At 76.1% G+C, this 22,143-nt stretch carries 27 protein-coding genes; 11 read left to right on the top strand and 16 right to left on the bottom strand.

Annotated elements, in window-relative coordinates; translation table 11 throughout:
• Positions 1-30: 30 nt before the first annotated feature.
• From PHY01_RS07600 to glgX, 3 genes are all read right to left on the bottom strand, one after another.
• Complete coding sequence (locus tag PHY01_RS07600) at positions 31-789, bottom strand: hypothetical protein (RefSeq protein WP_141277816.1); 759 nt, start codon at positions 787-789, stop codon at positions 31-33.
• Between the two features lie 93 nt (positions 790-882).
• A complete protein-coding gene (locus tag PHY01_RS07595; RefSeq protein ID WP_141277815.1) occupies positions 883-1,302 on the bottom strand; it encodes a hypothetical protein in 420 nt (139 codons plus the stop codon).
• Between the two features lie 16 nt (positions 1,303-1,318).
• Positions 1,319-3,325 (bottom strand): glycogen debranching protein GlgX, encoded by a 2,007-nt coding sequence (glgX, locus tag PHY01_RS07590; RefSeq protein WP_141277814.1) that lies wholly within the window; start codon positions 3,323-3,325, stop codon positions 1,319-1,321.
• A gap of 60 nt (positions 3,326-3,385) precedes the next feature.
• Here glgX and PHY01_RS07585 point away from each other — a divergent pair, with 60 nt between their 5' ends.
• From PHY01_RS07585 to PHY01_RS07555, 7 genes are all read left to right on the top strand, one after another.
• The gene (locus tag PHY01_RS07585) at positions 3,386-4,207 is read left to right on the top strand and encodes an ABC transporter ATP-binding protein (RefSeq protein WP_141277813.1); all 822 of its coding nucleotides are present in this window, start codon (positions 3,386-3,388) and stop codon (positions 4,205-4,207) included.
• 16 nt (positions 4,208-4,223) lie between these two features.
• A complete protein-coding gene (locus PHY01_RS07580) occupies positions 4,224-5,003 on the top strand; it encodes an enoyl-CoA hydratase/isomerase family protein (protein ID WP_141277812.1) in 780 nt (259 codons plus the stop codon).
• Positions 5,004-5,075: 72 nt separating this feature from the next.
• On the top strand, positions 5,076-6,035 hold the full coding sequence (locus PHY01_RS07575) for a class I SAM-dependent methyltransferase (protein ID WP_141277811.1): 960 nt from the start codon (positions 5,076-5,078) through the stop codon (positions 6,033-6,035).
• A 45-nt stretch (positions 6,036-6,080) separates the two neighbouring features.
• Positions 6,081-6,533, top strand: coding sequence for a hypothetical protein (locus PHY01_RS07570; RefSeq protein WP_141277810.1), 453 nt, complete (start codon positions 6,081-6,083; stop codon positions 6,531-6,533).
• Entirely contained in the window at positions 6,530-7,642 is a 1,113-nt protein-coding gene (gene macS / locus PHY01_RS07565; protein WP_141277809.1) for a MacS family sensor histidine kinase, read from the top strand. The genes PHY01_RS07570 and macS overlap by 4 nt, the downstream gene beginning before the upstream one ends.
• Entirely contained in the window at positions 7,639-8,292 is a 654-nt protein-coding gene (locus tag PHY01_RS07560; protein ID WP_141277808.1) for a response regulator, read from the top strand. Before macS ends, PHY01_RS07560 begins: the two co-directional genes overlap by 4 nt.
• Positions 8,293-8,381: 89 nt before the next feature.
• Entirely contained in the window at positions 8,382-8,981 is a 600-nt protein-coding gene (locus tag PHY01_RS07555; RefSeq protein ID WP_141277807.1) for a response regulator transcription factor, read from the top strand.
• 1 nt (position 8,982) lies between these two features.
• Here PHY01_RS07555 and PHY01_RS07550 read toward each other — a convergent pair whose 3' ends face one another.
• Together PHY01_RS07550 and PHY01_RS07545 are read right to left on the bottom strand one after the other, a co-directional pair.
• Positions 8,983-9,909 (bottom strand): nucleoside hydrolase, encoded by a 927-nt coding sequence (locus tag PHY01_RS07550; RefSeq protein WP_141277806.1) that lies wholly within the window; start codon positions 9,907-9,909, stop codon positions 8,983-8,985.
• A 148-nt stretch (positions 9,910-10,057) separates the two neighbouring features.
• Positions 10,058-10,273 (bottom strand): hypothetical protein, encoded by a 216-nt coding sequence (locus PHY01_RS07545; protein ID WP_141277805.1) that lies wholly within the window; start codon positions 10,271-10,273, stop codon positions 10,058-10,060.
• 35 nt (positions 10,274-10,308) lie between these two features.
• Here PHY01_RS07545 and PHY01_RS07540 point away from each other — a divergent pair, with 35 nt between their 5' ends.
• Both PHY01_RS07540 and PHY01_RS26310 read left to right on the top strand, forming a co-directional pair.
• Positions 10,309-11,061, top strand: coding sequence for an acyltransferase (locus PHY01_RS07540; RefSeq protein ID WP_141277804.1), 753 nt, complete (start codon positions 10,309-10,311; stop codon positions 11,059-11,061).
• 81 nt (positions 11,062-11,142) lie between these two features.
• The gene (locus PHY01_RS26310) at positions 11,143-11,301 is read left to right on the top strand and encodes a hypothetical protein (RefSeq protein WP_170183697.1); all 159 of its coding nucleotides are present in this window, start codon (positions 11,143-11,145) and stop codon (positions 11,299-11,301) included.
• A 3-nt stretch (positions 11,302-11,304) separates the two neighbouring features.
• On the opposite strand, the gene PHY01_RS07535 is transcribed toward PHY01_RS26310, so the two are convergent.
• From PHY01_RS07535 to PHY01_RS07525, 3 genes are read right to left on the bottom strand one after another with little or no spacing between them, the layout of a single operon-like run.
• On the bottom strand, positions 11,305-12,558 hold the full coding sequence (locus PHY01_RS07535; RefSeq protein ID WP_141277803.1) for a glycosyltransferase family 4 protein: 1,254 nt from the start codon (positions 12,556-12,558) through the stop codon (positions 11,305-11,307).
• A 32-nt stretch (positions 12,559-12,590) separates the two neighbouring features.
• Entirely contained in the window at positions 12,591-13,547 is a 957-nt protein-coding gene (locus PHY01_RS07530; protein ID WP_141277802.1) for a phytanoyl-CoA dioxygenase family protein, read from the bottom strand.
• Positions 13,544-14,365, bottom strand: a complete 822-nt coding sequence (locus PHY01_RS07525) for a class I SAM-dependent methyltransferase (RefSeq protein WP_141277801.1) — start codon at positions 14,363-14,365, stop codon at positions 13,544-13,546. Before PHY01_RS07525 ends, PHY01_RS07530 begins: the two co-directional genes overlap by 4 nt.
• Before the next feature lie 60 nt (positions 14,366-14,425).
• On the opposite strand from PHY01_RS07525, the gene PHY01_RS07520 reads away from it, so the two are divergent.
• Entirely contained in the window at positions 14,426-15,274 is an 849-nt protein-coding gene (locus PHY01_RS07520) for a methyltransferase (protein WP_141277800.1), read from the top strand.
• A gap of 6 nt (positions 15,275-15,280) precedes the next feature.
• Here PHY01_RS07520 and PHY01_RS07515 read toward each other — a convergent pair whose 3' ends face one another.
• The 8 genes from PHY01_RS07515 to PHY01_RS26305 all read right to left on the bottom strand — a co-directional run bounded on the left by PHY01_RS07515 (position 15,281) and on the right by PHY01_RS26305 (position 21,019).
• A complete protein-coding gene (locus PHY01_RS07515) occupies positions 15,281-16,750 on the bottom strand; it encodes a 1,4-alpha-glucan branching protein domain-containing protein (protein WP_141277799.1) in 1,470 nt (489 codons plus the stop codon).
• 38 nt (positions 16,751-16,788) lie between these two features.
• A complete protein-coding gene (locus PHY01_RS07510) occupies positions 16,789-17,526 on the bottom strand; it encodes a class I SAM-dependent methyltransferase (RefSeq protein ID WP_307723952.1) in 738 nt (245 codons plus the stop codon).
• A gap of 221 nt (positions 17,527-17,747) precedes the next feature.
• Positions 17,748-17,927 carry a hypothetical protein gene (locus PHY01_RS07505; protein WP_141277797.1) on the bottom strand — a complete coding sequence of 60 codons (180 nt, stop codon included), beginning with the start codon at positions 17,925-17,927 and terminating at the stop codon, positions 17,748-17,750.
• Positions 17,924-19,288 (bottom strand): sensor histidine kinase, encoded by a 1,365-nt coding sequence (locus PHY01_RS07500; protein ID WP_307723950.1) that lies wholly within the window; start codon positions 19,286-19,288, stop codon positions 17,924-17,926. Before PHY01_RS07500 ends, PHY01_RS07505 begins: the two co-directional genes overlap by 4 nt.
• Positions 19,289-19,298: 10 nt before the next feature.
• Entirely contained in the window at positions 19,299-20,030 is a 732-nt protein-coding gene (locus PHY01_RS07495; protein ID WP_281283602.1) for a response regulator, read from the bottom strand.
• Positions 20,009-20,224, bottom strand: coding sequence for a hypothetical protein (locus PHY01_RS07490; RefSeq protein WP_141277796.1), 216 nt, complete (start codon positions 20,222-20,224; stop codon positions 20,009-20,011). Before PHY01_RS07490 ends, PHY01_RS07495 begins: the two co-directional genes overlap by 22 nt.
• A gap of 147 nt (positions 20,225-20,371) precedes the next feature.
• Entirely contained in the window at positions 20,372-20,659 is a 288-nt protein-coding gene (locus tag PHY01_RS07485; RefSeq protein ID WP_246085756.1) for a hypothetical protein, read from the bottom strand.
• Positions 20,660-20,842: 183 nt separating this feature from the next.
• Complete coding sequence (locus PHY01_RS26305; protein ID WP_170183696.1) at positions 20,843-21,019, bottom strand: hypothetical protein; 177 nt, start codon at positions 21,017-21,019, stop codon at positions 20,843-20,845.
• Between the two features lie 332 nt (positions 21,020-21,351).
• Between PHY01_RS26305 and PHY01_RS07480 the strand changes: the two genes are divergently transcribed.
• Entirely contained in the window at positions 21,352-22,137 is a 786-nt protein-coding gene (locus PHY01_RS07480) for an electron transfer flavoprotein subunit beta/FixA family protein (RefSeq protein ID WP_141277794.1), read from the top strand.
• The last annotated feature ends 6 nt before the right edge of the window (positions 22,138-22,143 follow it).

The following is a 22,143-nucleotide window of genomic DNA, read 5'->3' as shown; positions in this document are numbered from 1 at the left end:
CGGACCGCGGCCGCCCGCGGCGCCGCGCACTCACCTGCCGCGCCCGGACAGCAGTGCCCGGCCCTGCTCGGCGGCCTCCCGCGCCACCCGGAACTCGCCGGGCTCGCGGGCGTGCTCGAGCAGGGCGTAGGCGGTGTCGCGCCGCTCGGCCGCGGCGGCCGCCCGGTCGCCGACCACGGCGTCGTCGAGGATCGCGGCGTCGAGCGCGGCGAGCTCGGCCGTGGCCCGCGCCCGCTCCTCGCGGCCCAGCGCGGCGGCGGCCGCGGCCCGGCGGCGGGCCGCGACCCCGGCGGCCAGCAGCGCGGCGAGCCCGAGTGCGGCCGCCGCACCCACCGCGACCGGCCCCGCCCATCGCGCCACCACGGTGTCGGCGACGACCGGCTCGGGCCGCGGGCGGCCGAACGGCTCGCCGGAGCGCAGCAGGGCCAGCCGCTCCAGGAACTGCGAGGCCAGCGCCCGCGGGGGCAGCGTCCGGTCGAGGATGATGTCCTCGTAGCGGCCCAGCACGTAGTCGCGCGCCGAGCGGACCTCGACCGGATCGGGCCCGGCGGCCTCCAGCCACCGCCCGCGCTGCACCAGCACGACCTCGTCCGGGTACGCCGCCGACAGCGCCGCGAGCAGGTCCCGGTCCGGTGCGCCGGCATCCAGCGCCGGCAGGGCGGCGATCCGCACCCGGCCACCGGGCAGCAGGTCGTCGATCCACGGGCCGTCGACGAGCGGGTCCCCCGGTCCCGTGCCCGGCGCCGTCCCCGTCGCGACGACCCGGCTCTCCCGCAGGCCGGCCAGCACGGCGTCGCGCTCGGCCGGGTCCTCGACGCCGCCCGACGGCGCGCCGAGGTCGACCTCCTCGCCGGTGCGCAGGTAGGTCAGCGCGAACCGTACCTACGCGGTGACGTCGAGGTGGGCCAGGTTCTCGCGCAGGTCGTCCAGCGCCGACGCACCGACGGTGGCCTCGCCGACGATCCGCACCCGCGTGCCGGTGACCAGCACGACGTCGAGGTCGCGGTCGCGGGCCCAGCCGGCCAGCGGCCGGTCGACGAGGTCGTAGCGCTGCGCCAGGGGCAGTTCCAGCGGCGCGTAGGGGGTCACGAGCACGCGGGTGTCCGGGTCGAGCAGGGGGCGCAGCGCCGCCTCGTCGAGCCGGGCCTGCGCGCCGGGCACGCGGTGGACCGGCGCCCGTTCCAGCGCGGACAGCGCGGCGTCGAGGTCGAGCCCGGGGTAGACCTCGGCCGCCCGTGCGGCGCCCGGCACCAGCACGGCGAGCAGGACGAGCGCGGCGGCCGTCGCGGCCGTACGGAGCACGGGCACGACCTCCGGGTCAGGGGATGCGCAGCAGCAGCAGCGAGCGGGGGGGCTGGGTGATCGTCGCACCCCCCGGGACCGGCCTCGTGCCCGCGGGCACGCCGTCGGGCCGGGTGGAGTCCAGCTCGGGGCGGTAGGGGCCGTCGGGGGGCAGGGTCACGGCCAGCGCGTCCGCCCCGGCGTGCAGCAGCAGCAGCCACTCGCCGCGCTGCAGGCCGAGGCTGTGCAGGCCGCCGTCGTGCCAGTCGTGGCCGCGCAGCCGTCGCCCGGCCGGGTGCCACCAGAGGATCTCCCCGTCGCGGTAGAAGCTGTCGCGGTGCAGCGCGGGGGAGCTGCGCCGGATCGCGGTGAGCCGCGCGGTGAACGCCGTCATCGACGCCGGCGCGGGCCCGGGCGTCCAGTCGACCCAGGAGGTCGGGTCGTCGAGGCAGTAGGCGTTGTTGTTGCCGCCCTGGGTGCGCCACAGCTCGTCGCCGCCGAGCAGCATCGGGGTGCCGGTGGACAGCAGCATCGTGGCGAGCACCGCCCGCGCGGTCGACAGCCGGCGCCCCGCCACCACCGGCGACGTCGTCGGGCCCTCCACGCCGAAGTTCTGCGACCGGTTGTCGTCGGTGCCGTCGCGGTTGCCCTCGCCGTTGGCCTCGTTGTGCTTGCGGTCGTAGGACACGAGATCGCGCAGGGTGAACCCGTCGTGCGCGGTGACGAAGTTGACCGACGCCCACGGCCGCCGCCCGCTGGCCGCGTAGAGGTCGGAGCTCCCGGTGAGCCGGGAGGCGACCTCGCCGATGCCGCCGTGGCCGCGCCAGAAGTCGCGCACGGCGTCGCGGAACCGGCCGTTCCACTCCGACCAGGCGACGCCGAACCCGCCGACGCGGTAGCCCTCGCCGGTGGCGTCCCACGGCTCGGCGATCAGCTTGACGCGGGAGAGCACGGGGTCGGTCGCGATCGCCGTCAGCAGCGGGGCGTGCGGGTCGAACGTGCCCGAGCGCGGCCGGCCCAGCACCGAGGCCAGGTCGATCCGGAACCCGTCGACGCCGAACGCCGTCACCCAGTGCCGCATCGCGTCGCACACCAGCCGGATGACGGTGGGGGAACCGGCGTCGAGGGTGTTGCCGGTGCCGGTGATGTCGGCGTCGTGGCCGTTGCCGCCGAGCGAGTAGTAGGCGGGGGCGTCGAGGCCGCGGTAGGACAGCGTGGTGCCGCCGACGCCGCCCTCTGCGGTGTGGTTGGGGACGATGTCGAGGATCACCTCGATGCCCGCGGCGTGCAGCGCCTCCACCATCACGGCGAACTCCGCCACCTCGGCACCCGGCACGCTCGCGTACCCGGCGTGCGGGGCGAGGAAGCCGAGCGTGGCGTAGCCCCAGTAGTTGGGCATGCCGCGCTCCAGCAGCGGCGGCTCGTCGGCGATGGAGGTGACGGGCAGCAGCTCGACGGCGGTGACGCCGATCCGGCGCAGGTGCCCGGTGACCGCGGGGTGCGCGAGGCCGAGGTAGGTGCCGCGGTGCTCGGGCGGGACCTCGGGGTGGCACTTCGTGTAGCCGCGCACGTGCAGCTCGGCGATCACCGTCTCCGACCACGGCACGTCCGGGCGCGGGTGCGCGGGCGCCCCGTCGGGGCCGGTGACGACCGAGAGCGGCACGTGGCCCAGCGAGTCGCGCTCGTTCGACGCCCCGGTCATCGGGTCGTCGACCCAGCCGCGGGCGGCGTCCAGGTCGGTCACCCGGCCGGTGATCCGTCGGGCGTAGGGGTCGACCAGGATCTTCGCCGGGTTGGCGCGCAGGCCCTGCCACGGCCGGTACGGGCCGTGCACCCGGTAGCCGTACCGCTGGCCCGCGGCCACGCCGGGGACGTGCCCGTGCCAGACGCCGAACGTGCGCTCGGTCAGCTCCACCCGCCGCTCGGTGAGGGTCCCGTCGGCCCCGTCGATGAGGCAGACCTCGACGGACTCGGCGCTCGCGGAGGCGACGGCGAACCGCACCCCGGTGTCGTCGACATGGGAACCCAGGGGGAAGACCGGCACGACGGGTCAGGATAGAGGGCGCCTCGCGGCCCGGCCGCCACGATCGGCGAGGATGGGCCGGTGGCTGCTCCCGAATCCCCTGCGCCCGCCCCCGATCTCACCGACCTCGTCGTCCGCGTCGACGGGGTGAGCGTGCGCCGTGGCCCCGCCACGCTGCTGCGCGACGTCGACTGGCGCGTCGAGCTCGACGAGCGCTGGGTCGTGCTGGGCCCCAACGGCGCGGGCAAGACCACGTTGCTGCGGCTCGCGGCGGCCGAGCTGCACCCGTCCGTGGGGACGGTGCACGTGCTGGGGGAGCGGATCGGGCGGGTGAACCTCGCGGAGCTGCGCACCCGGATCGGCCTGACGTCCGCGGCGCTGGGCCTGCGGGTCCCGAACGACGAGACCGTGCGCGACGTCGTCGTCAGCGCCGGGTACGGGGTGCTGGGCCGCTGGCGGGAGGACTACGACAGCGCCGACACCGACCGCGCCGACCACCTGCTCGACGCCCTCGGCGTGCGCGCACTGGCCGACCGCACGTTCGGCACGCTGAGCGAGGGCGAGCGCAAGCGCACCCTGATCGCCCGGGCGCTGATGACCGATCCCGAGCTGCTGCTGCTCGACGAGCCGGCCGCCGGGCTGGACCTCGGGGGCCGCGAGGACCTGGTCGCCCGGCTCACCGCGCTGGCCGCCGACCCCGACGCGCCCGCCTCGGTCCTGGTCACCCACCACGTCGAGGAGATCCCGGTCGGTTACAGCCACGGCCTGCTCATGCGCGACGGCGCGGTGGTCGCCGCGGGCCTGCTCGACTACGTGCTCACCGACGAGAACCTGACGGCCACCTTCGGGCTGCCGCTCGGGGTCCTGCGCCGCCGCGGCCGCTACACCGCGTGGCTGCGCTGATCTAGGGTCTGGTCCCGTGACCGAATTCGTGAAGCTCGAGGTCGAGGGTGGGGTCGGGACGATCCGGCTGGACCGCCCGCCGATGAACGCCATCAGCCGTCAGGTGCAGGAGGAGCTGCTCGTCGTCGCCGCCGAGGCCACGCAGCGCGCCGACGTCCGCGCGGTGGTGCTCTACGGCGGGGAGAAGGTGCTCGCCGCGGGCGCCGACGTCAAGGAGATGGCGAACATGACCTACGCCGACATGTCGGTGGTCGCCCGCCGGCTCTCGGCGGGGTTCGGCGCGCTCGCCTCGATCCCCAAGCCCACGGTCGCGGCCATCACCGGGTACGCGCTCGGCGGCGGCCTGGAGGTCGCGCTGGGCTGCGACCGCCGCGTCTGCGGCGACAACGCCAAGCTCGGCCAGCCCGAGATCCTGCTCGGCATCATCCCCGGCGGCGGCGGCACGCAGCGGCTCACCCGGCTGATCGGGGCGCCGCGGGCCAAGGACCTGATCTTCACCGGGCGCATGGTGAAGGCGCAGGAGGCGCTGGAGATCGGCCTGGTCGACGAGGTCGTGCCGGCCGACGAGGTCTACTCCGCCGCCCGTCGCTGGGCCGAGCAGTTCGTCGCCGCCCCCGCCGTGGCGCTGGCCGCGGCGAAGAAGGCCATCGACGGCGGGCTCGACGTCGACCTGCGCACCGGGCTCGACCTGGAGGCCGAGGTGTTCGCGGCGCTGTTCGCCACCGACGACCGGAAGATCGGCATGGACTCCTTCGTGGCCAACGGCCCCGGCAAGGCGGAGTTCACCGGGCGCTGAGCCCCCCGGGCCCGCACACACCCACCCCGCGGTGTGCGGGCCCCGTTCCCGCCCGTGGATAGGGTGTTACCCATGAGTACGGAGCCGCTGCCGAACCCGCACGCCACCGCCGAGGAGGTGGAGGCGGCGCGGCACGACGCCAAGCTCGCGAACGTGCTCTACCACGACTGGGAGGCCGGCTCCTACGACGACAAGTGGTCGATCTCCTACGACGAGCGCTGCATCACCTACGCCGCCGACCGCTTCCGGCTCGTCGCGGGCGAGACCGGATGGCCCTACGGGCGGGCGCTGGAGCTGGGCAGCGGCACCGGGTTCTTCCTGCTCAACCTCATGCAGGCCGGGGTGGCGACGCGGGGCTCGGTCACCGACCTGTCGCCGGGCATGGTCGCCGCCGCACTGCGCAACGCCGGGCACCTCGGTCTCGACGTCGACGGCCGCGTCGCCGACGCCGAGCGCATCCCCTACGACGACGCCACGTTCGACCTCGTCGTCGGGCACGCCGTGCTGCACCACATCCCCGACGTCGAGCTGGCCCTGCGCGAGGTGCTGCGGGTGCTCAGGCCGGGCGGGCGGTTCGTCTTCGCGGGCGAGCCCACCCGCGTCGGCGACGCCTACGCCCGGCGCCTGGGCGCGCTGACCTGGAAGGCGACCACCACGCTGACGAGGCTGCCCGCGCTGAGCGGGTGGCGGCGGCCGCAGACCGAGCTCGACGAGTCGAGCCGGGCCGCGGCGCTGGAGGCGCTCGTCGACATCCACGTCTTCGACCCCGCCACGCTGGAGGACACCGCCCGCCGGGCCGGGGCGCCGGACGCGCGCGTGGTCACCGAGGAGTTCAGCGCCGCGATGCTGGGCTGGCCGGTGCGCACCTTCGAGGCCGCGGTGCCGCCGGGCAAGCTCGGGATGCGCTGGGCGATGTTCGCCTACCGCGGCTGGCAGCGGCTGTCCTGGCTCGACGAGCACGTGCTCTCCCGCGTCGTGCCGCGGGCCTGGTTCTACAACGCGCTGGTCACCGGGACGAAGCCGGCCGGGTAGTCCTACGGATCCGCCCGCGGGCCCGCGCGCGTGAGGATGGCGGGCGTGACCGGACTGCGCAGACGCCTCCCCGTGATCGCCTGCGTCGTCAGCGCGGTGCTGGCCGTGGTGCTCGCCGTCGCCGCGGGGCTGCTGGCCGTGCAGTCGGGGCCGACCGAGACCCTCGCGCAGGCCCGGGCGCACCTGACGGGGCTCGTGGTCGGGATCGGGGGCGCCGGGGACCCGGTCGACGGGCAGGGGGCCGGGTGCCGCTGGTTGGGCGTCGGGCCGGACAGCCGCCAGGTGCGCCCGCGCGTGGAGCTGCGGGTGCCGGGGGACCCGGGGGCGCTGCTGGCCGCGGCCGCGCGCGCCGGGGAGGTGCTCGCGAGCGGCGCGGCGGGCGTCGAGGTGCGGGCCGCGGGCGGCTACCTTCTGGACGTCCGGGTGTCGCAGGGGGGCGGGGTCGTGCTGGTGGGGGAGTCGCCGTGCGTGTGGCCGGCCGGGACCCGCACGCCGTGAGCGAGCGCCCGCTCGAACCGCTGTGGCGCGGGCTGCTGTTCTACCGCGTGCTCACCCTGCTCAGCACGACCGCCGTCGTGCTGTGGACCCTCGACGACCACGCCTCCCCGGCCGGCGCCGTCGCCGTGCAGGCGGTCATGGCGGCGTGGACGGCGTACCTCGCCCGCGGCTACTTCGGCGGGCGGCCGCGGGGCCGTCTCGCGCTCGCCGACCTGGCCGTCACCTGCGGGGTGATCGCCACGACGCCGCTGGTGCAGACGCCCGCGCAGATCGCCGCCGACGCCCCGGTCTCGGGCTCCATCTGGACGCCGTGCGCCGTACTGGCCTGCGCGCTGGCCTACGGGGTGCGCGGCGGGCTGGGCGGCGCGGTGCTGCTGTGCACGGTGCTGCTGGCGGTGTCGGCGCGCTGGCAGGACGAGGTCGGCGACATCCAGCTCATCGTGCTCGTCGCCGTCAGCATCGGGTTCGCCTCGACGGTGCTGCGCCGCCAGGCGCGGCGGCTGAGTGCCGCGGTCGCGGCCCAGGCCGCGATGGCCGAGCGCGAGCGGCTCGCCCGGGCCGTCCACGACGGCGTGCTGCAGGTGCTCGGCTACGTCCACCGCCGCGGTGCCGCCCTGGGCGGGGACGCCGGGACGCTCGCGGCGCTGGCCGGGGAGCAGGAGGTCGCGCTGCGCACGCTGCTCACCACGGGCGGTGCCCCGACCGACGGTCACGGCGACCGGGACCTCGCCGACGCGCTGCGGATGCTGGGTTCGGCCCGCGTCAGCGTCTCGACCCCGGCGCACCCGGTGCCGCTGCCCGCGCACGCCGTCGACGAGCTGGTGGCGGTGGTCGGGGCGGCGCTGGCCAACGTGGCGCTGCACGTGGGGCCGGACGCGCCCGCCTGGGTGCTCGTCGAGGACATGGGGCGCGAGGTGGAGATCAGCGTGCGCGACGAGGGCCCGGGCATCCCCGAGGGGCGGCTCGCGGAGGCGGAGCGGCAGGGCAGGCTCGGGGTGGCGCGGTCGATGGTCGGGCGGGTGCGCGACCTGGGGGGCACGATCAGCTGCGAGACCGGTCCCGGCCGCGGTACCGAGTGGATCGTCCGGATGGTGAGGGAGCAGGCATGACCGACGACGAGATCACCGTGATGGTCGTCGACGACCACCCGATCTGGCGCGAGGGCGTGGCGCGCGACCTCACCGAGCGTGGCCTGACGGTCGTCGCGACGGCCCCGGACGCCGCGGCGGCCGTGCGGATCGCCCCGGCCGCCCGGCCCCAGGTGGTGCTGATGGACCTCAACCTCGGCGCCACCTCCGGGGTCGAGGCCATCGAGGGCATCCTCGCGACGCTGCCGGAGACCCGCGTGCTCGTGCTGTCGCAGAGCGGCGAGCAGGCCGACGTCCTGGAGGCGGTCAAGGCGGGGGCCACCGGCTACCTGGTGAAGTCGGCGGGGGTCGAGGAGCTGATCGCCGCGGTCCGGCGCACGGCGGCGGGGTTTCCGGTGTTCACCCCCGGGCTGGCGGGGCTGGTGCTGGGGGAGTACCGGCGGCTGGCCGGGGAGCCCGCAGCGCAGGAGGCCCCGGTGCTGACCGAGCGCGAGACCGAGGTGCTGCGGCTGGTCGCCAAGGGGCTCACCGCCCGCCAGATCGGCGAGCGGCTGACGGTCTCGCACCGCACCGTGGAGAGCCACGTCCAGAACACCCTGCGCAAGCTCCAGCTGCACAACCGCGTGCAGCTCGTGCGCTACGCGATCGACCAGGGGCTCGCCGACGACTGACCACGGACCGATGACGACGCTGCGTACCGGACGGGTGACGCGGCGTGTCGGGGGGTCGGGCGTCGTGTCCGGGATGGCAGGATCGGGTCATGACCGCGGGAAGTCCGGTGTCCGCGGTGCTCCTGCACGGCCCGCCCGCCCGCGCCGAGGTGCTGCGCTCCGGCGGGGTCACGGTCCTCGGCGCCGTCGACTCGGTGGAACGGGCGCTGGGGCTGGCCCCCGACGTGCTGGTCGTCGACCTGGCCGGTCCGGGCGCGCTCGCCGCGGTCGGCGCGGCCAGCGACGGGGGCCTCGCGGTGCTGGCGGTGTCCGACTCCGGCGAGCACGTCGAGGTGCTGGCCGCGGTCCGCGCGGGCGCGATCGGCTTCGTCGTCGACACCGGTCGCCCGTGGGACGTCCTGGACGCCGTCACGCGCATGGCCGCCGGGGAGCCGGCCTACGGGCCCGGGCTCGCGGCCGTCGTGCTGGAGGCCCGCGGCCTGCCCGCCGCCGCGGACGTGCACCTGACCGCCCGCGAGTCCGACGTGCTGCGGCTCGTCGTCGAGGGGCTGACGGCCCGCCAGATCGCCACCCGGCTCGGGCTCTCGCCGCGCACGGTGGAGAACCACGTGCAGCACCTGCTGGGCAAGCTCCCGGTGACCAACCGCGCCGCGCTCGTCCGGTACGCGATCGAGCACGGGCTGGCCTGAGTCACCCGAGCCGGCCCACCCGCTCCAGGACCGCGCCCAGCACGGCCCCGACGTCGGCGTCCACGGCCACCGCGACGGCGGGACCGGTGCCGCCGGGGACGGTGGCGCCGCGGGCGGGGCCCAGGTCGCAGGCCACCGCGAGGGGTGTGGGGTCGGTGCGCAGCGTCCCGGGCGCGATCGCCTCCAGGACGGCGACGGCGTCGTGCAGGGCCACCGCGTCGACGCCGTGGCGGGCCCGGAAGGCCACGCGGTAGTGCCCGACGACCTGGGCCAGCTCGTGCCCGCGGGGCCCGCCCGCGGCCAGCGCCGCGAGCCAGTCGGGCCCGGCCGGGCAGCGGTGGGTGAGGTCGAGCGGCACCATCGTGACGGGCACGTCGGCCTGGGTGAGCACGCGGTGGGCCGCCTCGGGGTCGCAGTGGGCGTTGAACTCCGCGGCCCCGGTGACGTTGCCCGCGCCCAGCGAGCCGCCCATCCACACGATCCGCCCGATCCGCGGCGCCAGCTCGGGGTGCACCGCGAGCAGCAGCGCGACGTTGGTGAGCGGGCCGATCGGCGCGATCGTGACGGGCTCGGCCGCCTCCCGCAGCACCGCGGCCATCACCGCGACCGCGCCGCGCGCGTCGGGTGCGGCGGTGGGGTCGGGCAGGGCGTCCGCGCGCCCGCCCAGGCCGTCGCCGCCGTGCCACTGCTCGGCACGCTCGGCGCGGTCGTGCACCAGCGGCCGGGCCGCCCCCGCCGCCACGGGCACGCCCGTGCGACCGGCCAGCGCGAGCACCCGCCCGGCGTTGCGGGTGGTCTGCGGCAGCGCGACGTTGCCGAAGACGGTGGTGACGGCCCGCAGGTCCACCTCCGGTGACGCGACGGCGAGCATCAGCGCGACGGCGTCGTCGACCCCGGGGTCGGTGTCGATGATCAACGGGATCGGCATGGGGAGGAGCGTAAGGCGGTACCTGCCCGCGGGCGACGGGCTACTCGCCGCGGTGCGCCCGGCCGTGACGGCCGCGGCGCTGCCGGTCCGGGAGGTGGGGGCGCGGACCGGCATGCCGGGCGCCGCGGAGACCGCGGCCGCCCGCGCCTCACTCGGAGCGGGTGGGCTCGCTGTCGTCGTCGCCGTCGAGGTCGTGGGCGGCGCGCTCGGTGGTGCCGCCGGAGCCCCCGGGGTCGGTGTCGGGGGCCTGCTCGGTGGACGGGTCGGCGGCGGCGTGTACCCGGGCGTCGCCGGGGTCGGCGGCGGTGGGGTGGTCGACGCGGCGGGAGACCTCGCGGTCGAGTTCCTCGTTCGGGCGGCTCATGGTGGGGACTACCCGCCGGATTAGGGTTCCACTCCATGACCAGCATGTGGGGGTCGCCGCTGCGCGAGCGCTGGAGGGGGCGCCGCGACCCGCGGCAGGCCCGCTTCCTCACCGTCGCCTCGCTGCGCTGGGTGCTGCGGAACCGGGCGTACACGCCCTGGTACCTGGTGCGCTACTGGCGGCTGCTGCGCTTCCGCGCGGCGAACCCGCACGTGGTGCTGCGCGGCATGGTGTTCCTCGGGAAGCGGGTGGAGCTGCACGCCCGCGCCGGGTACGGGCGGCTGGAGATCGGGCGCTGGGTGCACATCGGCGACGGCAACTCGCTGCGCTGCCACGAGGGATCGCTGCGGATCGGCGACAAGGTCGTGTTCGGCAAGGACAACACCGTCAACTGCTACCTCGACGTCGAGATCGGGGCGGCCACGATCGTCGCCGACTGGGTCTACGTCACCGACTTCGACCACCGCATCGACGACGTGACGATCCCGATCAAGGACCAGGGCATCGTCAAGACCCCCGTACGGATCGGGCCGGACTGCTGGATCGGCACCAAGGTGTCGGTGCTGCGCGGCACCCGGGTCGGCCGCGGATCGGTGCTGGGCGCGCACGCCGTGGCCCGCGGGGAGGTCCCGGAGTACTCGATCGCGGTCGGGGCCCCGGCGCGGGTGGTGCGCAACCGCCTCGACGACTACCGCGCCGCCGCCGCCGAGCGCGCCGCCGTCGCCGACATCGCCCGCAAGACCGCCGCCGCGGTGCAGGAACGGATCGCCCGCACTGAATCGATGTGAGCTGCGTCCGGGTCGGAAACAGTGGGCTCGTGCCGGCCGTTGGACCGGTGTGAGCGCTCACCCACCCCGAAGGAGCTCCCGATGAACGACCGCACCGTCGCCCTCCTGCAGGAGCTCGAGGCGACCTACACCGTCGCCGTCAACGAGGCCGTCGCGGAGGGCCGTGACGACCTGATCCGCGAGCTCGTCGCCGAGTACCCCGACGCCGCCGCGAAGGTCATCGCGGCCGAGGCCGCCTGAGAGTCAGCGGCCGAACACGTTCCCCGTGGGGATCTTCGGGCGGGCCAGCTCCCTCGGCCCGCCCGCAGGCGTGCGCGCGTAGACCTCGGCCGTCGCCGCCGCGATGCGGGTCCAGTCGAACTCCGCGCCCAGCCGCGTCCGCGCGGCCCGGGCGCGGCGCCGCGCCGCCGCCGGGTCGGCCAGCACCGAGCCGACCGCCCTGGCGAGCGCGGCCACGTCGCCGGGCGGGAAGGACACCCCGCTGACGCCGTCGACCACGATGTCGCCCAGCCCGCCCGCACTCGAGGCCACCAGCGGCGCCCCCGCCGCGGCCGCCTCGAGCGCGACGATGCCGAACGGCTCGTAGCGGCTGGGCAGCACCACCGCGTCGACGCCCGCCAGCAGCGCCGCCAGCTCGTCGTCGGGCAGGTGGCCGAGGAAGGCGACGCTGCGCCGCACGCGGTGGGTGCGCACGGCGTCGTCGAGCAGCTCGGTGGCGGTGCCGGTGCCCGCCACCAGCAGCCGGGTGCCCGGGTGGGCGCGCCGGATGCGGGGCAGCGCGGCGACCAGGTCGTGCACACCCTTCTCGTACTCCAGGCGGCCGAAGTAGAGCAGCAGCGGCGTGCCGTCGGGGGCGTGCCGCGCGCGGGCGGCGGCCACCCGGCGCCGCGGGACGCGCCAGCCGCGGGGCTCGATCCCGTTGTGCAGCACCGTGATCGGCTCCGGGTCGAGGTCGAACAGCTCGGCCACCTCGGCCCGCATCGCCGCCGAGCAGGTGACGACGGCGTCGGCGCGGTTCGCCAGCCACCACTCCGTGGAGTGCACCTGGCGGCTCACCGGCGAGGACAGCCAGCCCGCGAAGCGGCCCGCCTCGGTGGCGTGGATCGTGGCGACGAGCGGGGCGCCCAGCACGTCGGCGAGCGCGATCGCGGGGTGGGCGACGAGCCAGTCGTGGGCGTGCACGACATCGGGCACCCAGCCGCCCAGGCGGGTCAGCGCGGCGCGGACCATCGCGTGGCCCATGGCAAGCGTCCACGCCACCATGTCGCGCGCGAACTCCAGGTGCGCGGGGTCCTCGGCGACCCGCAACACCCGCACCCCGTCCGCCGTGGCGTCGGTGGTGGGGTGGGTCTCGGCGTCGCTGCCCGCGGGGTGCCGCGACAGCACGACGACCTCGTGCCCCGCCGCGGCGAGCGCGGTGGCCAGCGCGTGCACGTGCCTGCCCAGCCCGCCGACCACGACCGGGGGGTACTCCCAGGACACCATCAGCACCCGCATCGCCCGAACCTACTCGTCGGTAAGACGCGGCGTCAGAGCAGGGGATTGCAGGGGCTGGCCACGACCGCTCCCGGGGTCGCGCCGGGCACGAACTTGCGCCAGTCGCCGCTCACCATCGTCGGGGCGTCGACGATGCGCACGCCGTCGGCGAAGTAGGTGGTGGCGAGCACCATGCGGGGCACGGTGGTGCGGTTGGCACCCGCGGTGTGGAAGCAGTGGGCGGAGTGGAAGCTCATCTCGCCCGCCGCGAACGGCCCGTCCTCGACGTCCACCGCGCGCGCCCGGAACACCTCGGACACCCCGCGGTCGTAGGTCGTGCCGTGCTTGTCGAACTCGACGTCGGCCACCAGCCGCCAGGTGTCGGCGCCCCGGGCGAACGCCAGCGGCCCCATCTCCCGTGGCGTGGGCTGCAGCGGGATCCAGGCCGTCAGCACGTCGGCGGAGGCCAGCGGGAAGTGGTGGGCGTCGAAGTGCCAGGGCGTGCGACCGGCGCCGGGCTCCTTGGACAGCGCGTTGTCGTGGTAGAGCCGCACCCCGTCGACGCCGAGCAGCCCGGCGGCGATGCCGCCGATCCGCGGCGAGAGCACCGCGGCGCGCAGCAGCGGGTCCTCGAGCCACATCATCTCCAGGCTCTGGAACCCCACCGACGGGTCGACGGCCGCGTCGAGCATCGCGCGCAGCCGGATCCGCAGCCGTTCCAGACCGCCCGGCGAGAGCACCCCGGGCAGCTTGACGAACGACTCCGCGCGGTAGGCCGCGACCTGGTCGGCGGTGAGCGGGTAGGGCTGCGCCAGCTCGGCGGCGAGCGCGTCGTCGCCGGGCAGCGGGCCGGGGTCGTGCGGCGCCGGGTCGGTCAGCGGGCCGTCCGGCGCGGGGCCGTCGGCCAGTGACATGTACCAGTCCCACCACTGGTCGTTGCCGCGGTCCCACTCCACTGCCACGTCGGAGGACGCGCCGGCCGCGGTGGCGGCGGAGAGCCGGGGGTTCACCGGTTCTCCCAGGTCATGAGGTGCGTGACGTGGGTGAAGGTGTAGGCGCCCTCGGCGTCGCGGCAGCCGGCGAGGTAGGAACCGAGCGGCCCGTCGGCCTCCATCGCCTCCAGCGACACGGCGGAGTCGAACGCGCAGCGCTGCAGGAAGCCCTCGACGACGCCGCGGTCGGCGGACCCCGTCGTGTAGTGCAGCGGCACGATCGTCGGCCGTACACCGGCCGCGCCCAGCGCGTCGGCGACGCCCTCGGCGTCGGTGTACGGGGTGACGTCGGGGGCGAACTGGGCCCGGTACGCCTCGTAGAACGCGAGGTAGTGCGACCGCGCGCAGGCCTGCGCGACGACCCCGAACCCGCCGGGCCGCAACGCCGCCACCATCCGCGCGACGCCCGCGGCGAGCTGGTCGGGCGGCAGCGCGTAGAGGGCGTGGGTGGCCCAGGCGACGTCGTAGGCCCGTTCGGCCCGGAAGTCCTGCAGGAGCAGCTCGTGCTCGGCCGCCGCGGCGAACGGGGTGCGCAGCACGGCGCGGGCCTCGGCGAGGCTGAACCCGGACGGGTCGAGCAGGTCGACGGCGACCGGCGGCCGCGCCGGCAGGCCCCTGCGCAGCAGCGCGGCCGGGAACTTCCCGCTGCCGCACGCCACGTCGAGCAGCCGGATCCGGCCGTCGAGGGTGTGGTCGCGCAGGTCGGCGGCCCAGTCGCGGGCCTCGGCGAGCTGCCGGTAGTCCTCGGTGGCGAGGGCGTAGAACGCCTCCATCTCCGCGCGCCCCGCCTCGCTCCAGTGGTCCAGGCTGCGTCGGGCGGTGTCGGGGAGGGTCACCCCGGAACCCAACCACGGCGTTCGCCGCGCCGCGACCGCATCGCGCACCTACGTTGAGGTGTGACCATCCCGGGTTCGACCCTCCCGCTCGACCGCCTGCGCGACGAGGTGCGCGCCGCGGGCTCCCTACCTGCGCTGACCGGTGAGCGGTACGCCCTCACCCACGCGGTGTACGAGGCGGCGAGCGACCAGCGCCCCCGACTGCAGGACTGGATGACCGCGGCGCTGCCGCCGCTGCTGGACGGGTGCGACCCGGTGCGGGTCGTCGGGGTCGGGGTGGGGGACGGCAGCGTCGACGCCCCGTTCGCCGCCGCACTCGCCGCGGGCGGGCGCCGCGTCCACTACACCGGGGTCGAGCCGCATGCCCCGTCCGCGATGGGGTTCGCCGGCCGGCTGGCCGCGCTGCCCGCCGACGCGCTGACGCCGTCGGTGGTCATCGGGGACTTCGCCGACCACGACCCGGGCTCGCCCGCCGACCTCGTGCACTTCGTCCACTCGCTCTACTACGTCGACGACCTCGGAGCCTGCGTCGACCACGCGCTCGCGCTGCTGCGCCCGGGGGGCCTGTTCGTCGCGGCGACGGCCCCGCTCGAACCGCTGTGCGTGCTCACCGAGCTGCTGTGCCCGTGGGAGGGGCACCGGCCGTGGTTCTCCGGTGACGTGCTCGCCGAGCTCGTGCTGCGCGGGCTCGACGTCCGCACCGAGACCGTGCACGGACGCCTCGACGTCGTCGACGTACTCGCCGACCCGGCCGGCCGGGGTGAGGCGGTGTTCGACTTCCTGGTCGGCGCCCGCACGGCGGCGATGACCGACGCCGTCCGCGACGCCGTGCTCGACCATCTGCGCGACATCGCCGTCGACGGCCACGTGCCGCACCCGTTGGACATCGTGATCGCCCGGACCTGCTGACCCCGCTCAGGGCAGGTCGCGGGCGTCCACGTGGCCGAAGGGGTGGGCGGGCCAGGTCCGGACCCGGTGCGCGGCGGCGGCGCGGCGACCCGCGTGCAGCAGGGCCGCCAGCTCCTCGACGCGGGCGGCGTGGGCGTGCGCGCGGTCGCGCGCGTAGCCCGCCGCCGAGTCCTTGGTGACCATGAACGCCCAGTCGCTCGACAGCGCCAGCAGCGCCTCCTGGGCCAGCGCGTCGCGCAGCGGGTCGCGCACCGGCCCGGCCGGGGGGACGGCGAGCAGCGCCTTCTGCACCGCGGCGTTGAGCGCGACCAGGTCCTCGACCCCCGCCCACACCCGCCAGTCCTTGCCCGACCCCCACGACGACGGCGGCAGCTCCACCGGGTCCCCGACGAGCCCCGCGTCGACGGCCCCGCGCAGCGTCGTGACCCGCACCCCGGCCTCCGGCAGCGCGCGCAGCACGGCCTCCAGCCACGCCGGGCCCTCGTGCCACCAGTGGCCGAACAGCTCGGTGTCGAACGCGGCGACGGTCAGGGCGGGGCGCCCGTGCCGCTCGCGCAGGCCCACCAGCCGTTCCCGGACGACGGCGACGAAGTCCGCGGCGTCGCGCCGCACCGCCGCGGCCGCCCGGGCCGGGTCGTAGGGCGCCTTGTCCTCCGGCTGCACCGAGCGGCCGGTCACGCGCGCGGGTTTGAGGCCCGAGGGGTGGTCGTAGGTGTGGAAGTCGCGGTAGTCGCGCCCGCCCGGGTAGCCCTTGCGCGGTGACCACACGCGGTAGGTGACGTCGAGGTCGCGGGCGAAGGCGAGCACGCCCGAGTCGCCGACGGGCCGGGCGAACGCCGTGTCGCCGCGCACCGCCGGGCCGTCGACGAGGAACCGCCGCACGCCCGCCGCGGCGTACCCGCGCTCCATCCCGGGCGCGTAGCCGCACTCCGGCGCCCAGATCCCGGACGGGCGGCTCCCCAGCCGCAGCTGCGCGTCGGCCAGGCCGGTCTCCAGCGCGAACTCCCGCACCGGTGGCTCCAGCAGCGGCGCGAACGGGTGCGTCGCGGGCCCGCCGAGCAGCTCCAGCGCACCGGCGTCGGACAGCCCCCGCAGCAGCGGCGACGCCCCGTGCCGCCACCGCGTCCCGAACGTCTCCAGCGCGGCGGTGGCGGTGCGGTGCTCGTGCGCGCCCAGATCGGGCAGCCGGGCGGCGGCCTCGTGGGCGCGCAGCAGCCAGCCGCCGAGCCAGTCGTGCACCCCGCGCAGGCAGTGCGGGTCGTCGAGCTGGGCGGCCAGCACCGGGGTGACGCCGAGGGTGAGCAGCTCGCGCCCGCCCTGGGCGGCGAGGCGCTCCACGACGTCGAGGACGGGCAGGTAGGAGTGCGCCCAGGACTGGTACAGCCACTCCTCGCCCACCGGCCAGCGGCCGTGGTGGGCGAGCCAGGGGAGGTGGCTGTGCAGCACGAGGCAGAAGGTGCCGACGGGTCGAGCCACCTCCCGGACGCTACGCGACGCGCGCGGACCGGCGGTCGTCAGCGGCGGGCCAGGACCAGCAGGTCCAGGCTCGCGTCCACGTCGTCGCCGTGCAGCTCGAAGTCGGCACTCGTCACCGAGGCGACGTCCGCGCGCAGGGCGGCGGGCCACGGGTTCCCGTCGACGACGACGGCGACCTGCGCGTCGACGATCGACCCGCCGTGGCGCGCGTCGAGCTCCCGCAGGCGGGGGCCGTGGTGCAGCCCGAGCACCTCGACGTCGGCGAACCCGGCGTCGCGCACCAGCCCGGCGAGCTCGGACCCGGACAGCTCGCGGGTGTGGAAGGGGTTGAGCGGGGTGTCGCGGCCGGGGGAGAAGGTGATCCGGTTGGGCGTGGACAGCAGCAGCGCGCCCCCCGGGGCCAGCACGCGGCGGCACTCGCGCAGGAACCGCTCCTGCTCCCACAGGTGTTCGATCACCTGCAGCGACACCACCGCGCCGACCGCACCGTCGCGGACGGGCAGCGCGACGAGGTTGGCACGCGCCACGTCGACGCGGGGGTAGCGGCGGGCGGCGTGGACGGCGGTGGGGACGTCGTAGTCGAGGCCGACGACCCGGCGCGCGACCCCGGCCAGCAGGTCGGCGCCGTACCCCTCGCCGCAGCCGGCCTCCAGCACGTCGAGCCCGGTGCAGCGGGGCGCGATCGCGGCGTAGACCACCTCGTGGCGGCGGAACCAGTAGTTCTCCTCGGCGATGCCGGGCACGGTGCGCTCGCCGGTCAGGGGCAGGGATGTCACCGTCCGCACGCTGCCAGACCCGCGTCGGGGCCCCGCGACCGGCGGTCGACCTGACGACCGCCTGACGATCGGCGCGACCGGGCACCGGGGTGCCCCGCGGCCCGCTACAACTGGTCGTGGTGACCACCGGACCGTCCCGTTCCGGGGAGCGCGGAGGCTGGGGAGCCCGCCGCGGCAGGCCTCGGAGATCGGCCTCCGGGGAGAGGCGTTCGGGCCGGTGGTCACCCGTCCGGCGTCGACGGGTCCGGCGCGGGGTCGGGGCGCTGGGTCACGGTCGGCACCGCGGCCGGGGCCACCGGCGCCTCGGTGAGGGGCACCGGCTCCGGCTCGTCGTCGACCCCGCACCCGCCCAGGACCAGGCAGCCGAGCACGACGGGCACGAGGAACCGGCGGCGGGTCACGGCGCGGCCTCCGGCAGCTCGACGACGAACCGGGCCCCGCCACCGGGGCGGTCGCACACGTGCACGGTGCCGCCGTGCCGGTCGACGTGCTGGGCGACCAGGGCCAGCCCCAGTCCGGTACCGCCGTCGTCGCCGCGGCGCCCGGCCCGGGTGCCGCGGGTGAACCGCTCGAACACCTGCTCGCGCAGGTGCTCCGGCACGCCGGGACCGGCGTCGTCGACCTCGACCCTGGCCCGGCCGGCGTGCCGCGTCACGCCGACGCGCACCGGGCCGCCGCCGTAACGGTCGGCGTTGTCCAGCAGGTTGACCACGACCCGGTCCAGGCGGCGCCGGTCACCCCGCACCAGCACCGGCGCGGCCGCGCGCTCGACGGCGGGGGCCGGGCCCGGCCGGACCGCCAGGGCCGCGGCGACCAGCTCCCCGAGGTCCAGCAGGTCGACGGGGTCGGCCGCGTCGGGGTCCTCGCGGGAGATCTCCAACAGGTCGACGACCATCCGCTGGAAGCGGTCGACCTCACCGGTCAGCAGGTCCAGCGCCTGCCGCGAGGTGCCGCCGAGCTCGTCGCGGCGGCGCTCCAGGACGGCGGCGGCGTTGGCCATCGTGGTGAGCGGGGAGCGCAGCTCGTGGCTGACGTCGCCGGCGAACCGGATGTCGCGGCGCACCCGGGCCTCCAGGGCGCCGGCCGTGCGGTTGAACGAGGAGGTGAGCGGGGCGAGGTCGGGATCGGCGGTGTCGGGAAGGCGGGTCCCCAGGTCGCCGCCGGCGACCCGGGACGCCGCGGCCGTCAGCTCGGTCAGGGGGCGCAGCGCCCGCCGTCCCAGCCAGGAACCCAGGGTGACGGCCAGGACGGCACTGGTGGCGACCCCGGCGATGAGCACGGCGCTGAGGAAGCGGAAGGTCCGGTCGAGCTCCGGGAGGGGGAAGAGCTCGACGTAGGTGGAACCGTCGGTGGCGACGGGCAGCGTCACCGCGATCACCAGGACGCCGTCGACGACGACCCGCTGCCGGGCGGGGACACCCGCCTCGGCGAGCTCCATCAGCGGCCGGGGGAGCGCGGCGGGATCGACCTGCCGGCCGCTGGTGAGCCACCCGTCCTCGCGTTCGAGCAGCACGGTCGACCCGGAATCGGTGGTGAGCCCGGCGAGCAGGTCGCGCAGCCCGCCGGATCCGGCCCGGAGCGAGGCCTCGACGAGCCGGACGTCGACCGTCGCCTGGAGCACGGCGCTGTCCTCGCGCTGGCGCAGCATGTAGCCCGACGCGAGGTTCCAGGTGACCGTCGCGAGCGCGCCGGTGAGGACCAGCGAGACCAGCCCGAACGCCATCGCCACGCGCCAGCGCAGGGACGGGCCGACGATGCGCACCAGGACCCCCTCAGCCGGTCTGCCCGATCTTGTACCCGCTCCCGCGGACGGTCAGTACACACCGCGGGTCGTCGGGGTCGTCCTCGACCTTGCGGCGCAGCCGCCGGACGTGCACGTCGAGCAGCCGGGTGTCGGCGACGTAGTCGTACCCCCACACACGGCGCAGCAGCGCCTCGCGGGTGACGACCCGCCCGCCCGCGGAGGCCAGCTCCAGGAGCACCCCGAACTCGGTGCGGGTGAGGTGCACCGGCCGCCCGCCGCGCAGCACGACCTGCTCGTCGGGCCGGATCTCGAGGTCGCCGGCCCGCACGACCGTCGCGACGCCGGTCGTCCCGGGCGCCCGGCGCCGCAGGAGCGCCCGGATGCGGGCCGCGAGCACCGCCGCGACGAGCGGCTTGGTGACGTAGTCGTCGGCGCCCGCCTCCAGCCCGGCGATGACGTCGCGGTGGTCGGCCCGCGCCGAGACGATGATGATCGGCAGGTTGCCGCGGGCGCGCAGGGTCCGGCACACCTCCAGGCCGCCGACCCCGGGCAGCATCAGGTCGAGCAGCACCACGTCGACGGGGGTACCGGCCAGTGCGGCGAGCGCGGACTCCCCGTCGGGGGCCTCCACGACCTCGCAGCCCTCGTCGGCCAGCGCCATGCGCAGTGCCTGGCGGATGCGGGCGTCGTCCTCGACCAGCAGCAGGCGGGTGGGCGCCTCGGCCCCGCGGTCGGTGTTCAGCGCCGGACCACGACCCACCCGCGCAGGCGCTGTGCCGCGAGGCGGTGCAGCATCTCCGCGAGCGCGCCGTCGGGCACCTGGCCCCGCAGCTCCCGGGCCGCGATCTCGACCTCGAGCCGGACGACGTCGTCGGGTACCAGGCCGGTGAACTCCTCGGTGAGGCGGCGGGTCACGTCGGAACGGTCGACGGAGGGCAGATCGTGGACGGTCATCGGGCTCCTCTCCGGGTGGCTCGCCCCCGATACTGGCCGATCCCGGCGCCGCGTGCCCGGCGCCCGCCTGACACTTGCCTGACGATCGGCGGCCCGGCAGGACCGTCCGGCGCGCCTGCTCGCGACCCCGCGTCCGGATGGCGGTGCTCAGCGTTCGGGGCCGCCGGAGACGGTGAGCACGCCCCCGACGGTGTGCCGCAGCCAGGCCAGCAGGATCCGGTCGTCGAGCGTGAGGGGCACCTCGGGCCCCGACCAGCCCAACCGGGCGACGGGGCGGTTCGCCAGCGCGTCGCGCAGGGCCGCGGCCAGCTCCGGGGTGGCGCGGACGGTCAGGCCCTCGTGGGTGACGGCGAGCGTGTGCGGCGTCGGCGTCGTGGCGTCGGACCCGGTGCTCAGGACGTAGCCGCAGCCGTGACGGTCGTCGTAGCCGGTCACCACCACGGCCGTACCCCTCTCACCCGCACCTCACCGCCGGGCGTCCCGGACGGCTCGACCGGGACGTCCGGGAGGTGCGCGCGACCCTATCGGCTCCGGCCCGGTGCGGTCAGCGCCGTCCGGGCCGGGAAACGACGAACGGCGCCCGATCGTTCCGGGCGCCGTCCGTCAGGGAGGAGTGGTCTACAGGCCGCGTCGGCGACCGCGGCCCGACAGCAGCGAGCCGATGATCCCGGCGAGGCCGCCGCCGGGGCGGGCGCCGTGGCCGCCGGCGCCGACGGGGCGGCCGCCCGCGGGGCGGGCGCCGCCGGGGTGGCCGGGGTTCGCGGCGCCGCGCAGGGCGCCCAGCAGGCGGTTCATGAGAGGCATCGTGGGACTCCGTTTCTCCTGGGCGCGGCTCCGGCGGGGACCTGCCGGACCGTCACCCGATCCGGTGAGCGGATGCCCGGTTCGCGGAGGGTGGAAACGCGGTGGGTGAGGTCGGTCACAGCGCACGCCCGCACCATCGGTGAGCAGCCTCACCCCGCTGCCCGTTTGCCCGGTGGATACCGCCCGGTAACAATGTCGGACAGAGCCGCCCGCCGCGCCCGTGCGCCACAGCGGGTGGCAGAGTCGTTTCATCCGTGGGGCTCTCGACCCCGCGAGACCCACGAGCGGCAGCGTCCGCACCGGCAGGAGGTCGAAGAGGTCCGATGAACATCGTCGTGCTGGTCAAGCAGGTGCCCGACACCTACTCCGAACGCAAGCTCAACCCGTCGGACGGTGTCCTGGACCGGGACGCCACCGACGCGGTCCTGGACGAGATCAACGAGCGGGCCGTCGAAGCCGCGCTGGTGCTGAAGGAGGCCAACGACGGCTCCGAGGTCACCGTGCTCACGATGGGCCCCGACCGTGCCACCGACGCGATCCGCAAGGCGCTGTCGATGGGTGCCGACAAGGCGGTGCACCTGTCGGACGAGGCGCTGGCGGGCACCGACGCCGTCGGCACCGCGAAGGCGCTCGCGAAGGCGATCGGCACCGTCGACGGTGTGGACCTGGTGATCGCCGGCAACGAGGCCTCCGACGGCCGCGGCGGCGCGATCGCGGCCATGGTGGCCGACGTGCTGGGCCTGCCGGCCCTGACCCACGCCCGCGAGATCACCGTCGACGGCTCGGCCGTCACGGTCAAGCGCGAGACCGACGAGGGCATCACGATGCTCTCGGCCGAGCTGCCCGCCGTGATCTCGGTCGGGGAGAAGATCAACGAGCCGCGCTACCCGTCGTTCAAGGGGATCATGGCGGCGAAGAAGAAGCCGGTCGCCACGCTCTCGCTGGCCGACGCCGGGATCGACGCCTCGGAGGTCGGGCTGGCCAACGCGCTGTCCGCGGTCACCTCGGCCTCGCCCAAGCCGCCCAAGAGCGCGGGCGAGAAGATCGAGGACGAGGGCGACGGCGGCGCGAAGATCGCCGCGTTCCTCGTGTCGCAGAAGCTCATCTGAGTCCGG

Source organism: Pseudonocardia hydrocarbonoxydans (assembly GCF_006539565.1).
Classification (GTDB): domain Bacteria; phylum Actinomycetota; class Actinomycetes; order Mycobacteriales; family Pseudonocardiaceae; genus Pseudonocardia; species Pseudonocardia hydrocarbonoxydans.
Note: the sequence above shows the minus strand (reverse complement) of the source record. Positions and strands in the feature narration are given on the sequence as shown.